This is a genomic window from Tenacibaculum sp. AHE14PA, assembly GCF_019278465.1.
GTDB classification, from domain to species: Bacteria; Bacteroidota; Bacteroidia; order Flavobacteriales; family Flavobacteriaceae; genus Polaribacter; species Polaribacter bernardetii.
In genome coordinates, this window is record NZ_CP058983.1 from 894,745 (window position 1) to 910,087 (window position 15,343).

The 15,343-nt window shown below is 30.4% G+C and carries 12 protein-coding genes; 11 read left to right on the forward strand and 1 reads right to left on the reverse strand.

Features of this window, described 5'->3' with window-relative positions; translation table 11 throughout:
• Nucleotides 1-12: 12 nt before the first annotated feature.
• A complete protein-coding gene (locus H0I30_RS04060; RefSeq protein ID WP_218773037.1) occupies nucleotides 13-1,767 on the reverse strand; it encodes an ABC transporter ATP-binding protein in 1,755 nt (584 codons plus the stop codon).
• Between the two features lie 161 nt (nucleotides 1,768-1,928).
• Between H0I30_RS04060 and H0I30_RS04065 the strand changes: the two genes are divergently transcribed.
• The 11 genes from H0I30_RS04065 (at nucleotide 1,929) to H0I30_RS04115 (ending at nucleotide 15,301) form a co-directional block, all read left to right on the forward strand.
• Nucleotides 1,929-3,029, forward strand: a complete 1,101-nt coding sequence (locus H0I30_RS04065) for a Glu/Leu/Phe/Val dehydrogenase (RefSeq protein ID WP_218773038.1) — start codon at nucleotides 1,929-1,931, stop codon at nucleotides 3,027-3,029.
• 77 nt (nucleotides 3,030-3,106) lie between these two features.
• Nucleotides 3,107-4,045 carry a transcription antitermination factor NusB gene (gene nusB / locus H0I30_RS04070; RefSeq protein ID WP_218773039.1) on the forward strand — a complete coding sequence of 313 codons (939 nt, stop codon included), beginning with the start codon at nucleotides 3,107-3,109 and terminating at the stop codon, nucleotides 4,043-4,045.
• A 38-nt stretch (nucleotides 4,046-4,083) separates the two neighbouring features.
• Nucleotides 4,084-4,551, forward strand: coding sequence for a DUF1573 domain-containing protein (locus H0I30_RS04075; RefSeq protein ID WP_218773040.1), 468 nt, complete (start codon nucleotides 4,084-4,086; stop codon nucleotides 4,549-4,551).
• Nucleotides 4,551-4,871 carry a preprotein translocase subunit YajC gene (yajC, locus tag H0I30_RS04080; RefSeq protein ID WP_218773041.1) on the forward strand — a complete coding sequence of 107 codons (321 nt, stop codon included), beginning with the start codon at nucleotides 4,551-4,553 and terminating at the stop codon, nucleotides 4,869-4,871. The genes H0I30_RS04075 and yajC overlap by 1 nt, the downstream gene beginning before the upstream one ends.
• A gap of 80 nt (nucleotides 4,872-4,951) precedes the next feature.
• Complete coding sequence (locus H0I30_RS04085) at nucleotides 4,952-5,875, forward strand: CdaR family protein (RefSeq protein ID WP_218773042.1); 924 nt, start codon at nucleotides 4,952-4,954, stop codon at nucleotides 5,873-5,875.
• Nucleotides 5,875-6,465 carry a dephospho-CoA kinase gene (coaE, locus tag H0I30_RS04090; RefSeq protein ID WP_218773043.1) on the forward strand — a complete coding sequence of 197 codons (591 nt, stop codon included), beginning with the start codon at nucleotides 5,875-5,877 and terminating at the stop codon, nucleotides 6,463-6,465. Before H0I30_RS04085 ends, coaE begins: the two co-directional genes overlap by 1 nt.
• Nucleotides 6,466-6,574: 109 nt before the next feature.
• The gene (locus H0I30_RS04095; RefSeq protein ID WP_218773044.1) at nucleotides 6,575-8,140 is read left to right on the forward strand and encodes a sensor histidine kinase KdpD; all 1,566 of its coding nucleotides are present in this window, start codon (nucleotides 6,575-6,577) and stop codon (nucleotides 8,138-8,140) included.
• 10 nt (nucleotides 8,141-8,150) lie between these two features.
• The gene (locus H0I30_RS04100; RefSeq protein ID WP_218773045.1) at nucleotides 8,151-8,849 is read left to right on the forward strand and encodes a response regulator transcription factor; all 699 of its coding nucleotides are present in this window, start codon (nucleotides 8,151-8,153) and stop codon (nucleotides 8,847-8,849) included.
• Between the two features lie 121 nt (nucleotides 8,850-8,970).
• Nucleotides 8,971-9,867, forward strand: a complete 897-nt coding sequence (locus tag H0I30_RS04105) for an ABC transporter ATP-binding protein (protein WP_218773046.1) — start codon at nucleotides 8,971-8,973, stop codon at nucleotides 9,865-9,867.
• Nucleotides 9,868-9,877: 10 nt separating this feature from the next.
• Nucleotides 9,878-10,726, forward strand: coding sequence for an ABC transporter permease (locus tag H0I30_RS04110; RefSeq protein ID WP_218773047.1), 849 nt, complete (start codon nucleotides 9,878-9,880; stop codon nucleotides 10,724-10,726).
• A gap of 51 nt (nucleotides 10,727-10,777) precedes the next feature.
• Nucleotides 10,778-15,301, forward strand: coding sequence for a T9SS type B sorting domain-containing protein (locus H0I30_RS04115; RefSeq protein ID WP_218773048.1), 4,524 nt, complete (start codon nucleotides 10,778-10,780; stop codon nucleotides 15,299-15,301).
• Nucleotides 15,302-15,343 lie beyond the last annotated feature (42 nt).

Below are 15,343 nucleotides of genomic sequence, written 5' to 3' on the forward strand. Positions count from 1 at the left end.
CAATACGAAACCTTACATTTCTTTTTCTAAAAGTTGCTGTTCGTACAGCTCTTTATAATAACCTACTGTTTCTATTAATTGATTATGAACACCTTGCTGAATAATCTTACCTTCATCTAAAATAATAATTTTATCAGCATTTTTTGCTGATGAAACCCTATGACTAATAATAATTGTGGTTTTGTCGTTCGATACTTTTTCTAGATTTGATAGAATTTGTTCTTCAGTTTCTGTATCGACAGCAGATAAACAGTCATCGAAAATTAAAATTTTAGGATTTTTTATAATAGCTCTAGCGATTGATGTTCGCTGTTTTTGTCCTCCCGACAAAGTAACGCCTCGTTCTCCTAAAATAGTTTTATAACCCTCTTTAAAATCGACTATATTATCATGAATCACCGCATTTTTTGCTGCGGCTATAATTTCTTCTTCTGTAGCATCTTCCTTTCCGAACTTTATATTATTCTGAATCGTATCAGAAAACAAAAACGGATCTTGTGGCACAAAACCAATTTGCCTTCTTACATCATATAAATTGCACTCCTTAATATTTATCCCGTCAATTAAAACCGCTCCCTCACTTACATCATACAAACGAGAAATTAAATTAATTATTGTTGTTTTACCACTTCCTGTTTTACCTAAAATAGCTAAGGTTTCTCCTTTTTTAATTACCAGACTCACTTTATTTAAAGCCGTAATATTAGTATCTTCATACGTTAAAGACACATCTTTAAATTCAATTTCTCCTGCAACCTCAGTCGTTACATCTGTAGTATTTACAATTTCAGGAATCTCTTCTAAAAATTCATTAATTCTTTGTTGCGAAGCTTCAGCTTGCTGCACCATAGAAGTTACCCAACCAACTACTGCTACAGGCCAAGTAAGAATATTTACATACATTACAAATGCCCCAATTGCTCCTAGTTGAATTTCGCCTGCAATGTATTGTTTACCTCCTATATACAGTACTATAATATTACTAAGACCTATTAATAAGATCATTAATGGAAAAAATAAAGCTTGTATTTTATATAGTTCTATGTTCTTTTCCTTGCTTTGATTTGCTATTTCATCAAAGGACGCAATTACCTCTTCTTCTATCGCGTAGGATTTCACCACATTAATTCCCGAGAAAAACTCTTGATTAAATGTTGTTAATTTTGATAAGTATTGCTGAACAATTGTACTACGTTTATTTATTTGCCTACTTAACACAAAAATAGAAACCGATAAAATAGGAAACGGAATCATGGTATATAACGTAAGTTTTGGAGAAATGGCATACATCTGAGAAAACCCAATTGCTAGAGATACCAGCATGTTTAAAGAGTACATAATTGCAGGTCCAAAATACATACGAACCTTAGATACATCTTCACTAATACGATTCATTAAATCGCCGGTTCTATTCTTTTTATAAAAATTGTTAGATAAGCGTTGGTATTGCTGATAAATCTCATTCTTAAGATCAAACTCAATCATTCTCGACATCACAATGATTGTTTGTCGCATTAAGAAAGTAAAAAAACCACCCAGTAAAGTTACACCTACTATCAATAATATATTATTAAGTAAAACTGTTTTTACTTGTGATAAGTCTGTAACCTTACCTAACTGGTAGTCTTCAACAATATTTAAAGAATCCCCAACAAAATCAGGGATTTTAAGTGTTAAAATTTTTGCTAATACTGTTATTAATACTCCTAATAATAATCTCCATTTGTATTTAATAAAGTACTTATTAAGATATTGTAATGATTTCAATTTAAAAATGTTTTTTTGTTAAAAATTAAGGTTTAAAAAGCTTTCTTGTTAAAGATAACACAATTTAGGTCTCTTTTTTTGCTTATGTTTTAACGATTTCTTATTTTTGCCCTCGAATTTTTGAGATTATTAAAACAACCTCAAATTAAAAAACAATACAAATGACATCAGAAATCATTGATACTAAAGACCTTAAGAATGACCCAGTATTTGGTCAGTTATCTTTTGACAATCACGAACAAATCGTTTTTTGCAATGACGAAGATACAGGTTTAAAAGCAATAATTGGTATTCATAACACAACTTTAGGACCTGCTTTAGGCGGTACTAGAATGTGGCAATATAATAATGAATGGGAGGCTCTTAACGATGTATTACGTTTGTCTCGCGGAATGACTTACAAATCTGCTATTACAGGATTAAATCTTGGTGGTGGTAAAGCTGTAATTATTGGGGATGCAAAAACTCAAAAAAATGACGCTTTAATGCGTAAGTTCGGAGAATATGTAAACTCTTTAAGTGGACGTTATATTACTGCCGAAGATATTGGTATGGAAACTCGCGACATGGATGTTATTCGCGAAGTAACGCCACACGTAACTGGTGTTTCTGAAGCTATCGGAGGATCTGGAAATCCATCTCCTGTAACTGCCTACGGTGTTTACATGGGTATGAAAGCTGCTGCTAAATATCGTTTTGGAACAGACAATTTAGAAGGTAAAAAAGTTTTAGTTCAAGGTGTTGGTCACGTTGGCGAAACTTTAGTAAAACATATTACTGATGAAGGAGCAAAGGTTATCTTAAATGATATAAGCGAAGCTCGTCTAGAAGAACTAAGTAAAAAATACGGTGCAAACGTAGTTTTAGGAAATGATATTTACGGATTAGATGTTGATATTTATGCTCCATGTGCATTAGGTGCCACTGTAAACGACGAAAGTATTGCACAGTTAAAAGCGAAGGTTATTGCAGGTGCTGCAAATAATCAATTAGCAAATGAGTTAAAACACGGTAAATTATTAAGAGAAAAAGGAATTGCTTACGCACCTGATTTCTTAATTAACGCTGGTGGAATTATAAATGTATATGCAGAAGTTGTAGGTTACGACAAGGCTGAAAGCTTAAAAAGAACTGAAAACATCTACAATACTACCTTAGATATTTTTAACTTAGCTGATAAAGAAAGTATCACAACACACCAAGCTGCTTTTAATATTGCACAAGCAAGAATTGATGCTCGTAAAAAAGAGCAAAATAGCTAGATAAAAAACAAAAAAGTTTTACTTTTGCAGAGCGTTAGAAATAGTTTCTATCGCTCTTTTTTTTAAAGTTCTTTAAAATGATTAACAGAAGACATATTCGAGTTAAGGTAATGCAGTCGGTTTATGCAATGCAGCAATCGCAAAGTGATAATATTGTAAAGGAAGAAAAATTCTTGCAAAACAGTATTCAGAAAATGTATGATTTATATGTTCTTAACCTTCAGTTATTAGTTGAAGTTCAGAAATTAGCTCATAAAAGAATAGAACTTTCTAAAAAGAAGATTCTTGTTACTAAAGAAGACTTAAACCCAAACACCAAGTTTATTAACAACAAACTTATCAACTTACTTAACGAAAGTGTAAGTTTAGAAGGCTATGTTGAACTTAACAACCTTAATTATTGGGAGTTTGACAATGAATATGTACGTATTATTTTAGATGAATTACTAGAAAGTGATTTATATAAAAAATATATGATTACTACTGATGATTCATACGCTACAGACAAAAAATTTATTATCGAATTTTTTAAAGAAATAATTGCGCCAAATGAAAAATTAGCAGATTATTTTGAAGATAAAATGATTTCTTGGGTAGATGATATTCCTTTTGTAAATACCTGGATTGTAAAGTCATTAAACAAACAAAAAGCTCAGAATCCTTTTATTTTAGGAAGCTTATATAAAGATAGTGAAGACAAGCAGTTTGTATCTAACTTATTTACTAAAACGGTATTACATCAACATAAATATCAAGAAGATATTATAGATAAAACTCCGAATTGGGAAGTAGATAGAATTGCGGATATCGATATGATTATTATTAAAATGTCTATTACCGAATTTTTACATTTCCCTTCAATACCTACAAGAGTTAGTATAAACGAGTACATAGAACTTGCTAAAGATTATTCTACCAATAAAAGTGGTTATTTTATTAATGGTGTTTTAGATAAATTATCTAAAGACTACCTTGCCTCTGAGAAGATGGTTAAAATTGGTAGGGGATTATTATAAAAATTATTATTTTTACAAATCAATTAAAATATATTAAAATGAAGAAAATAGCAGTAGCAATTGCATTTGTTCTTTCAACAGGAATGTTAGTTTCTTGTGGGCAAGAAAATGCATCATCTAAAGTAAAAAAAGAAAACGTAGAAAACGCTGAAAAAAGAGATGTTTCTATTAACGCAGGAGCAGCTTCTATATCTTTTGACAAGCAAGAATATAATTTCGGAACTGTTACCGAAGGAGAAGTAGTAAAAACTTCTTTTACAGTAACCAACACTGGTAAAGGAGATTTAGTAATTACTAATGCACAAGCAAGTTGTGGTTGTACAGTACCTGTTTGGCCTAAAGAAGCTATTGCTCCTGGAGATACCGGTGAGATACAAGTTAGTTTTAACACAAATGGTAAACCTAACAGACAGTCTAAATCTATAACACTAACGACCAACACAACAAAGGGTAGAGAAGTTTTAAAGATTTCAGGTATGGTAACTCCTAAAAATAAAGCGATATAATGTTTGCATCTATTTTTTTACAAGCAAGTACACAAGAAAGTATTATGAACATGCTTCCTTTTGTTGCCATGATTGGTGTTTTTTATTTTTTGATTATTCGTCCGCAGATGAAGCGTCAAAAAAATGAAAAGAAATTTCAATCAACAGTTCAAAAGGGAAGTAAAGTAATTACAAGTAGTGGTATTCATGGTAAAATTGTTGAAATTAATGATAATGACAACACTATTACTATTGAAACTGGTGCTGGAAAAATTAAATTTGAACGCTCTGCCATTTCAATGGAATTAAGCAAAAAATTAAATACAGAAGTTAAAAAGTAATTAATGTATTTATTATAAAAAAGAGCGCTAACTAGCGCTCTTTTTTGTTTTTTATGTAGATTGCATAATATTTATATACTTTGAGAAACATTTTTAACATACCTAAAACTTTTTTCGGTTTTTTATTAGCCTCTATACTCTTTTGGTTATTAATAAATCTATCAAAAGAATACACTGTTGAGATAGCTATTGACACGGTGTATACTAATTTATCTATCGAAAAAACAATTATTGAAACTCCTATAAAAAAAATCCCATTACTTATAAAAGGAAGTGGTTTTAAATTGATTTCTACTAGTTTTTCAAATGATCAAGTAGTATTAAATTTAGAAAAAGCGAATAGAAAAAAAGATGTTGATTATTATTTTTATGCAGAAAAATTGCAATCAGAGGTACAAAGCCAATTAAAATCTGGTATTGAATTAATTAGTATTCAAAAAGATACAATTCCTCTAAAAATAGGAACATTGCATTCTAAAGAAGTTCCTTTAATCACCAATTTAGATATAAATTTTAAACTTGGCCATGACTTATCATCTCCCGTAATCGTAAAACCTAATACCGTTTTAATTTCTGGAGAAGAGTCTTTATTAAAGAATATATCTTTTTTAGAGTTAGAACCGATAAATTTAGACAATGTTGCAAAAAACATTAAAATTAACGCCTCTATAAATACTCCGCCAAATATTAAACCTAATATTACATCTGCTGAAATAAGTGTTTTTGTCGATAAATTTACGGAAGGTGAAATAGAGATTCCTGTTTCAATAAAAAACGCTCCTAAAGAAATAAATATTTTCCCTAAAAAAGTAAAAATAATCTACAAAGTAGGCTTAAAAAACTTTAATAAAGTAGATGCTAATTTATTTAAAATAGAATGTGATTATAATCAGGTAAAAAACAATCAAGCTACCTATTTAACGCCAAAATTAACAGAACTTCCAGATTCGATCTCTGTTGTTAGAATAGTTCCTAAAAAAATAGACTTTTTAATACATAACTAATGGTAATAGGTATAACAGGCGGTATTGGCAGCGGAAAATCAACTGTTGTAAAAATGTTTTCTAAATTTAAAAACATTGCTATTTATATTGCGGATGATGAAGCTAAAAAATTAATGAACTCTTCTATTGAGATTAAAACGCAATTAATTGCTGAGTTCGGTAAAGATGTATACTTAAACAACAACCTTAACAGACCTTATTTAGCTAATATTGTCTTTAAAGATAAGCAGAAATTAAGTGTTTTAAATACCATCGTGCATCCTATCGTTAACCAACATTTACAAGATTTCATCCTTAAAAACAATCACAAAGATTATATTTTATATGAAAATGCCATTTTATTTGAAAATGGAAGCAATACTTTTTGTGATAAAATAATTACTGTAACGGCTCCGGAAAAAATTAGAATTCAACGTGTTTTAGAAAGGGATAATACGACAATAGAAGCTGTAAAAAATAGGATTAAAAATCAATGGAGTCAATCAAAAAAAACATTGCAATCTCATTATGTAATTGAAAATCTTACTTTTATCAAAACCGAAGAGCAAACATTAAATATTCATAATAATTTAACAAAAATCACTAGGTAACTTACATTTTTTAAATATTTTTTGTTAAAATTATCTTAATTTTTCAGTAACTTTGTTAATCTAAGTTAAAAGCAAACATTCCTTCATTTTATTGATTTATTTTTGAATAATGGGTAAGAAAATCTTCATTCTCATTGTTGTATTAATGAGTATTTCTTTAATAGGTATTATCGCTGTTCAAGTATATTGGATTAAGGATTCTATAAAGAGTAAGCAACAACAATTTGACAATAATATTAAAATTGCATTAGCAAAAACATCTGAAAGGATTAAGGATAGAGAGTACGCTGAATTTGTTCAGAACAACCAAGAATTTCTTAACGATAGAAAGTTTGTTTCTGAAGCTGAAATAGACACCTATTTATTTCAACAGATAGACACAACCAACAAAAGAAAATTTACGTTTGGCACAACACTTTTAGCTGAAAGCATAAAAATGCCAAGTGATTTTGTTAACAACGATTCTATTGTTGTTAAACGCTATACCGGTAAACAAGATTTTTATTCTTCGCAAGTAATTAAATCAACTAATAAAGATTTTAATTCTTTTATTGAAGAAAATAGTTTTTCGACCGTAAAAACATATCCGAAGTTTAATAGAAGATTAACTGAAGATATGCTTCTACAACGAAATAAAATTTACCCAATTAACGAACGCATAAGTAATCAAGAACTAAACAATACTATAAGAGAAGAATTGGTAAAAATGAATATTAATCAAGATTTTAAATACTGTGTCTATGAGGAAGGCTTGGCTACACAATTAAAATCTGGTTACTTTAATATTCAACCAAATGATGCTTATCATACTTTATTTGCAGATGATAATGGCAATAGTGAATACAAGTTATATGTAAAATTTCCTGATGAACGTAAAAATTTATTATCAGGAATGATGAAAATCTTAGGATTATCATTATTATTTATCGGTATAATTATTGCAGCTTTTTCAACATCATTATATCAATTAGTACGTCAAAAAAAGATTTCTGAAATAAAGACAGATTTCATAAATAATATGACACATGAGTTTAAAACGCCTATTGCAACTATAAACTTAGCTTTAGATGCGATTAAAAACCCAAAAATCATATCTGACGAAATAAAAGTAAAGCGCTATGTACAAATGATACGTGAAGAAAACAAACGTATGCACGGTCAGGTAGAAAATGTTTTACGAATTTCTAGGTTAGAGAAAAATCAGATAGAAATTAGTAAGGATGCTACTGATATGCACGACACTATAGAGGAAGCTATTGAACATATTCAGTTGCTAGTAGATGATAAAAAAGGAAGTGTAACATCTCATTTTAAAGCAATATCAACAGAAGTGCTTGGTAATCAATTTCATCTAACTAATATTATAGTAAATATGTTAGAAAACGCCATAAAATACTCTGATGAAAGCCCTAAAATTGATATTTATACAGAGAGTACAAATAAATACTTTATCTTTAAGATAAAAGATGAAGGTATTGGAATGAGTAGAAATGCTCAGAAATATGTTTTCGATAAATTTTATAGAGAGCATAAAGGAAATATACATAACGTTAAAGGTCATGGTTTAGGATTGGCTTATGTTAAGGAAATTATAGACAGTCATCAAGGTACTGTTCATGTTGAAAGTGAAAAAGGTAAAGGAAGCTTATTTACAGTGAAAATACCGTTAATATAAAATCAAAAAAATGGGAAGCAAAAAAATACTTTTAGTAGAAGATGATCCGAATTTCGGAACAGTTCTTAAAGATTATTTAGCATTAAATGACTACAACGTTACACATGCTAAAGATGGGATAGATGGGTTAATCATGTTTAAAAACGGAGAATATGATTTATGTATTTTAGATGTTATGATGCCTCGTAAAGATGGTTTTTCATTAGCGCAAGACATTCGTGTTACCAATAAAGAAATTCCGATTATATTTTTAACCGCTAAAACATTAAAAGAAGATGTTTTAAGAGGTTACCAAGTAGGAGCTGACGATTATTTAAATAAACCTTTCGATTCTGAAGTTTTATTACATAAAATAAAAGCTATTTTACAACGTAAAGAAAACGAAAAATCTAGCGATACAGATGAGTTTGAGTTTAAAATTGGTGGATTCGATTTTAATTCTAAACTACGTCATCTTTCACTTAATGGTGGCGAAGCTCAAAAACTTTCACCAAAAGAAAGCAAGCTTTTAAGAATGTTGGCTGTTCATAAAAATGATTTGATGCCACGTGAATTAGCGTTAACAAAAATTTGGAGAGATGATAATTATTTCACTTCTCGTAGTATGGATGTTTATATTGCTAAACTCCGTAAATACCTAAAAGGCGATGAAAATGTTGAAATACTTAACATTCATGGTGAAGGATTTAGATTATTAGAAAAAATATAAGCACAAAATCATAAACTATTAATAAAGACTTCCTTTTCCCAGGAAGTCTTTTCTTTTTTATAAATTGTAACATTAATTTTAGTTAGTCGTCGAATACACATAATCAACAAAACCGAAAAACTTGGAAACAATTTTATCAATAAAAAACCTCGATAAAAAATACGGAAAAGTCCACGCGGTAAACAACCTTTCTTTTGATATTAAAAAAGGAAATGTTTACGGAATCTTAGGGCCTAACGGAAGTGGAAAATCAACTACTTTAGGTATTATTTTAAATGTAGTTAACGAAAAATCTGGTAGTTTTAGTTGGTTTGATGGAAAGCTATCTACTCATGAAGCTTTAAAAAAAGTAGGTGCCATTATTGAACGCCCTAATTTTTACCCATACATGACAGCTGTTCAGAACTTACAATTAATTTGTAAAATCAAAGGAGTTTCAGCCGATAAAATTGATGAAAAATTAAAAGTAGTTAACCTCTTCGAAAGAAAAGACAGTAAATTTAAAACCTACTCTTTAGGTATGAAACAGCGTTTAGCAATTGCTTCTGCTTTGTTAAATGATCCTGAAATATTAATTTTAGATGAACCTACTAATGGATTAGACCCACAAGGAATTCATGAAATTCGTCAAATAATTAAAGATATTGCCAAAAACGGAACTACAATTTTACTTGCATCTCACCTACTCGACGAAGTTGAAAAGGTTTGTACACATGTTCTTATTATAAGAAACGGAGTAAAACTGTATAGTGGTAGCGTTGACAATATGGTTGTTTCAAACGGAGTTATAGAAGTTAAAACAGATGATGATATAGATAAACTAGTAAATGTTTTAAAAAACTATTACGAAATAGCAACAGTTGATGTTGAAGGTGATTTAGTAACTGCTCGTTTAGAAAATGAAATTTCTGCTTCGCAATTAAACAAACACTTATACGAAAACGGAGTAATTGTTTCCCACTTAGTTAAGCGAAAACTAAGCTTAGAACAACAATTTTTAGATTTAACAAATAACTAATTCAACAAACATGCTACGTCTTTTATATATAGAATTCCATAAACTTAAATACAGTAGAGCTAGTAAAGTTCTATCAATCATATATTTTGCTTTATTAACTTCAATCGCCTTAATTGCAGCTATTAAATTTGATATTGGTCCAATTAAATTTCATTTAGCAGATCAAGGCATTTTTAACTTTCCTTACATATGGCATTTTAATACTTATATGGCAGCCACTTTTAAATTCTTTTTACTACTTGTAATTGTTTCTATGATGGCTAATGAATACAGTTATAAAACATTAAAACAAAACTTAATTGATGGTTTAAGCAAAAAAGAATTCATTCTTTCAAAATTCTACACCGTTATAGCATTTGCTTTTATCTCAACTATTTTTGTTTTCGTTACCTCGTTAATATTAGGCGCTATTTACTCTGACTTCAATGAGTTATCTATTATTTTTTCTGACTTAAACTACCTTCTTGCTTTTTTTATTAAACTAGTTGGTTTCTTTTCTTTTGGCCTATTCTTAGGTATATTAATTAAACGATCAGCATTTGCTGTTGCAGCAATGGTGGTATGGTTAATTATAGAAAGTATTTTTAAAGGTTATTTATATTGGACTTTTAAAGACCTAAAAACAAGTACTGAGGAAGCGGTTAATTCAGTAATGCAATTTTTCCCTTTAGAAGCTATGGCTAACCTGATAAAAGAACCATTTACTAGGTTAGGAGCTGTTAAATCGGTTGCCAATCAAATAGGTGAAAACTTTACTAAAGACTACTCTGTAAATTACATTAATATTGTTATAGTTTTAATTTGGACGCTTATTTTTATCTATGCTTCATTTTTATTGTTAAAAAAACGAGATTTATAGAGGGTATTCAGTAGTTTAGCTGTTCTATTTTCAGTAAGAAAACACCTAAGAATGAAAAAACTACTATTCTCTATATTTTTTTTAATTACGATTTCTGCTTTTAGTCAAAAAGAAGCCAATTTTTGGTATTTTGGTGCCAATGCTGCTTTAGATTTTAACTCAGGTTCACCAATACCTGTAGCTAATAGCGAACTTAATACAGTAGAAGGATGTTCGTCTTTTTCAAATTCAAAAGGTGAATTACTTTTTTATGTTGGTGCCCCAAATCCGGATGCAAGAAATTTAACTATATGGAATAAAGATAATAACCCAATGCCTTTTTCTGACACCACTTCTGGTGGACAAACATTAAAAGGAGATTCATCAAGTTCACAATCAGCTCTAACCATTCCTGCTCCAAAAAAAGATGATATTTATTATCTTTTTACTGTAGGTGCTAGAACTCCCAATGGTGGTGAATATGGGTTTTGGTATTATACTGTTGACATGACAAAAGATGGTGGATTTGGTGATATTACAGATGGCCCAACGGAACTTCATACAAGTGCTTTAAAAGATCAGTGGAGCGAAAAAGTGACAGCCGTAAGAGCAGATGCATGTAATACGTATTGGGTAATTTCTTTTGCTACTAACAACACTTTTTTCGCCTATAAAGTTGATGAAAATGGTGTAGATATTAACAATCCTGTTGTTTCAAATATCAACGGTTTATTTGCTAATGACCCAAGAGGTTATTTAAAAGTATCTCCAGACGGCACCAAGCTCGTTTTGGCTAATATGAGAGAAGGAGCTTTTTTATTCGATTTTGATGATGTTACAGGTAAAGTATCTAATTTTAACAATGAAGCAACTCCACAATCATTAAACACTAACTTTGAAAATGCATACGGAGTTGAATTTTCAACTTCTAGTAGAAGGCTATATCTTTCTACAGGTGAATTTAATGGTGCTAACGAAAATCTTTTTCAGTACGATATAACACAACCAACATTAACAGATGTTAATACTTCTAGATATACAGTTCACACATATTTCAACACAAGAGGTGCACTTCAACTAGGCCCTGATAGTAAAATATATTGGACTAGTGATAAAAGTACAAAGATAAGTGTCGTAAACAATCCCGAAGAATTAGGAGCTGCTTGTAATTATTCTCATCAATCAGTTGATTTAGGAGGAGCATTTGCTACACAGGGGTTACCTCCGTTTTTATCATCTCTATTACTTCCTATCGAAATTACAGACACTACAACAGGCAAAATTCTTAATAACCAAACAGAGCAAAACTGTGTTGGTGAAGACTTAAGTGTTTCTCCTGAAGATGTTGTTGCTCAGGTCGGATCTGTAATAACATATGAGTGGTTTTACAATACTAATACAACACCTATATCAACCACCAAAGACCTTAACCTAACTAATTTAGCCATATCAAATACAGGTGATTACAAATTAAAAGTATCACTTACCGATGTTTGTGGCGACACAACAACATTAGAAGGTATTTTTAAATTAGAAGTATACGAAGCTACCTCTGCTACGCAACCAATTAATGTTTTCTTTTGTGACATTGACAATGATGGTTTCAATACTTTCGATTTGCAAAATGACGTAACTACTGAGGTTTTAAATGGTCAGGACCCAGCTGTTTTTGAAGTAAAATATTTTTTATCTCAAACTGATGCTGACGCTAATATAAATGAACTTACAAATCCGTATACAAATCCAACTGCATTTAACAATCAAACTATTTATGCAAGAATGCACAATATAACTGCACCAAATGCGTGTTATGATATAAAAAAATTCACTTTAGCTGTCACAGGAAATCCCACTCCACAAACCCCTACAAATTATGAACAATGTGATGACACTTCAATAGGAACGGATACTGATGGGTTTATTTCTACCTTTTTATTAAACACAAAAGATGCTGAAATTTTAGGCCCTCTAGATCCTGCCGTTTACGAAATATCATATCATACAACTTTATCTGGAGCTGAAACTGATAAAAACACAGATGTTATAGACAAAAACATCCCTTATAGTAATACTTCTGTTAACTCTCAACTAATTTATGTTCGCGTTGAAAACATTAATAATACTGCTTGTAATGACACTTCTAAATCGTTTAATTTAATTGTTGATCCACTTCCTGTAATTGCAAATAATATTGTAACCTTAAGACAGTGCGATACAGATGCCGATTTAATAACTACAGTGAATTTAACTTTAGCTGAAAAAAGTATTTCTACAAACTATGCAAACGAAACTTATAAATACTACCCTACTGAAAACGATGCTATAAATAATACTGCCGAAATAATAAACCAAACAGCTCATCCTGTTACTAATGGTGATACTCTTTGGGTACGAACAATTTCCAATAAAACTTGTTATAGAATTTCAAGGATAGAAATTGTTGTTGGTTTTGCCTCAGATGTTGCTTATACTGAAGAATTTGCTGTTTGTGATGATTTTTTAGATGTTGATGGTAATGACACTATTAACAATAATGATACAGATGGAATTACTTATTTCGACCTTAGCTCTGTTGAAACTGATATTAAAGCTACTTTTCCAGTAGCAAACAGACCTAATTTAGATGTGTTAATTTTTGAAACTATTGCAGATAGAGATGCAATAACTAACAATATAATAAATACATCAAACTACCGTAATACAAATGTTCCTGCACTAACATCGCAATCTTTGTATGTAAAAATAATCGACAAAACAAATAATGATTGCCAAGGCTTAGGGAGCTTTACAATTTTAGCACAACAACCTCCTGTTAACAATAAAGTTTTAGATTTTAATCTTTGTGATGATTTTGATAGTGGTTCTTTTAACGATGGTCAAAATAATGACATAAATTTAAGAGATCGTGTTAATGATATTTTAGGAGGCTCGCAATCAACTACAGACTTTACCGTTACCTTTCACACCTCAGCAGCAAATGCTAACTCAGGGAATTCACCTATACTAAACGATACTGCCTATACAAATCAAACAAGAGATCTAGAAACCGTTTATGTACGTGTTGTGAACGATATTACTGGTTGTTTTAACGGTCACACCTCTTTTGATATTATTATAAATCCACTACCAACTATTACCAACACAATTCCTGATCTAGAAATTTGTGATATTGCTACAGCAAGTGATGGTGACTCTAGAAACAGACTTGCGCAAGACATTAATTTATCAGAAAGAGATATCGATGTTCTTAACGGTAGAGATGCTAGTTTATATGATATTACCTATCACCGAACTCGTGATAATGCTATTGATGGTGTATTGCCTCTTAACAAAACAAGTTATACAAACGACCCTGCTTTTACCAATTTTCCTGCAGATTTATCAGGCGATGATCCTGCTACCGAAATTATTTACATTAGCATTTTAAATACAACGACAAATTGTAGATATGGTATTGCTACTTTACAATTAGTAATATATCCAGAACCTAATATCCCTTTAAGCACAGCCACAAACTATATAGATTGTGATAATGATACCGATACAAATTCTGATGATGCAAACGGAATTAACGGAGATATTACGCTAAAAAATAAAATCCCTGAAATATTAACAAACTATACCGCTAGTGAGTACAGTAATTTCACTGTTACATTTCATGAAAACTTAGCAGATGTGCAATCTGGGGCTAATGCTTTAAATGATAACAAATATCAAAATACAGTAAACAATCAAACAATATATGTTAGAGTTGTAAATAATAATACCTCATGTGTTCATGATGATTTAACATTTAACATTATCATAAATCCATTACCAGATTTTACTGTTGATACGCCTGTAATTGTTTGTTTAAACAATCCTCAAACAAGGTTAGAACCTATAAATCCTGCTGCAACATATAATTATGAGTGGACATTAAAAGGGGATCCTACAATTCTTAGTACTGATGCTTTTTACGATGCAACAGTAGGCGGAACTTATATTATATCTGCTACTATGCAAGATGGTACTGGCTGTAAAAGAAACAGAGAAGTCATCGTAAACGAATCTATAAGTCCAACTTTAACAAGCGATGATCTTGTTATTATTGACGACACAAATAATAGTGGATTAGATAATTACTCAATTAAAATAATTACCGAGAATCAAAATTTAGGTATCGGTGATTACGAGTTTGCTATTATTGATGAAAATAATAGTATAACCGGTTTTCAAGACGAGCCTTTATTTAATAATATATTAGGTGGTTTTTATACTGTTTTGGTTAGAGATAAAAATGGGTGTCAGCCAGATGCTGAGTTAGAAATAGCTGTCGTTGAATATCCAAAATTCTTAACTCCAAACGGAGATGGTCAAAATGATACTTGGAAAATAAAAGGAGCTAACTCTAGTTTTTATCCTTCTAGTAATATTACTATTTTTGATAGACAAGGTAAAGTAGTTGCTGTTATTTCTATAGATGATAAAGGTTGGGACGGAACTTATGACGGCAAACTATTACCATCTAACGATTATTGGTTTAAAATTCAACTTGTAGATAGAAATGGAAAAAGTCACCAATACCAAGGACATTTTTCATTATTGAGAAGATAATTAACTAATAAACAGATGTTTTTTTTGTAAGTTAGCTAACCG

What these genes read in the sequence shown, in the direction of transcription:
- H0I30_RS04065 (WP_218773038.1), top strand. Translation starts at nt 1,929, where the DNA reads ATGACATCAGAAATCATTGATACTAAAGACCTTAAGAATGACCCAGTA.
- nusB (WP_218773039.1), top strand. Translation starts at nt 3,107, where the DNA reads ATGATTAACAGAAGACATATTCGAGTTAAGGTAATGCAGTCGGTTTAT.
- H0I30_RS04075 (WP_218773040.1), top strand. Translation starts at nt 4,084, where the DNA reads ATGAAGAAAATAGCAGTAGCAATTGCATTTGTTCTTTCAACAGGAATG.
- yajC (WP_218773041.1), top strand. Translation starts at nt 4,551, where the DNA reads ATGTTTGCATCTATTTTTTTACAAGCAAGTACACAAGAAAGTATTATG.
- coaE (WP_218773043.1), top strand. Translation starts at nt 5,875, where the DNA reads ATGGTAATAGGTATAACAGGCGGTATTGGCAGCGGAAAATCAACTGTT.
- H0I30_RS04095 (WP_218773044.1), top strand. Translation starts at nt 6,575, where the DNA reads ATGGGTAAGAAAATCTTCATTCTCATTGTTGTATTAATGAGTATTTCT.
- H0I30_RS04100 (WP_218773045.1), top strand. Translation starts at nt 8,151, where the DNA reads ATGGGAAGCAAAAAAATACTTTTAGTAGAAGATGATCCGAATTTCGGA.
- H0I30_RS04110 (WP_218773047.1), top strand. Translation starts at nt 9,878, where the DNA reads ATGCTACGTCTTTTATATATAGAATTCCATAAACTTAAATACAGTAGA.
- H0I30_RS04115 (WP_218773048.1), top strand. Translation starts at nt 10,778, where the DNA reads ATGAAAAAACTACTATTCTCTATATTTTTTTTAATTACGATTTCTGCT.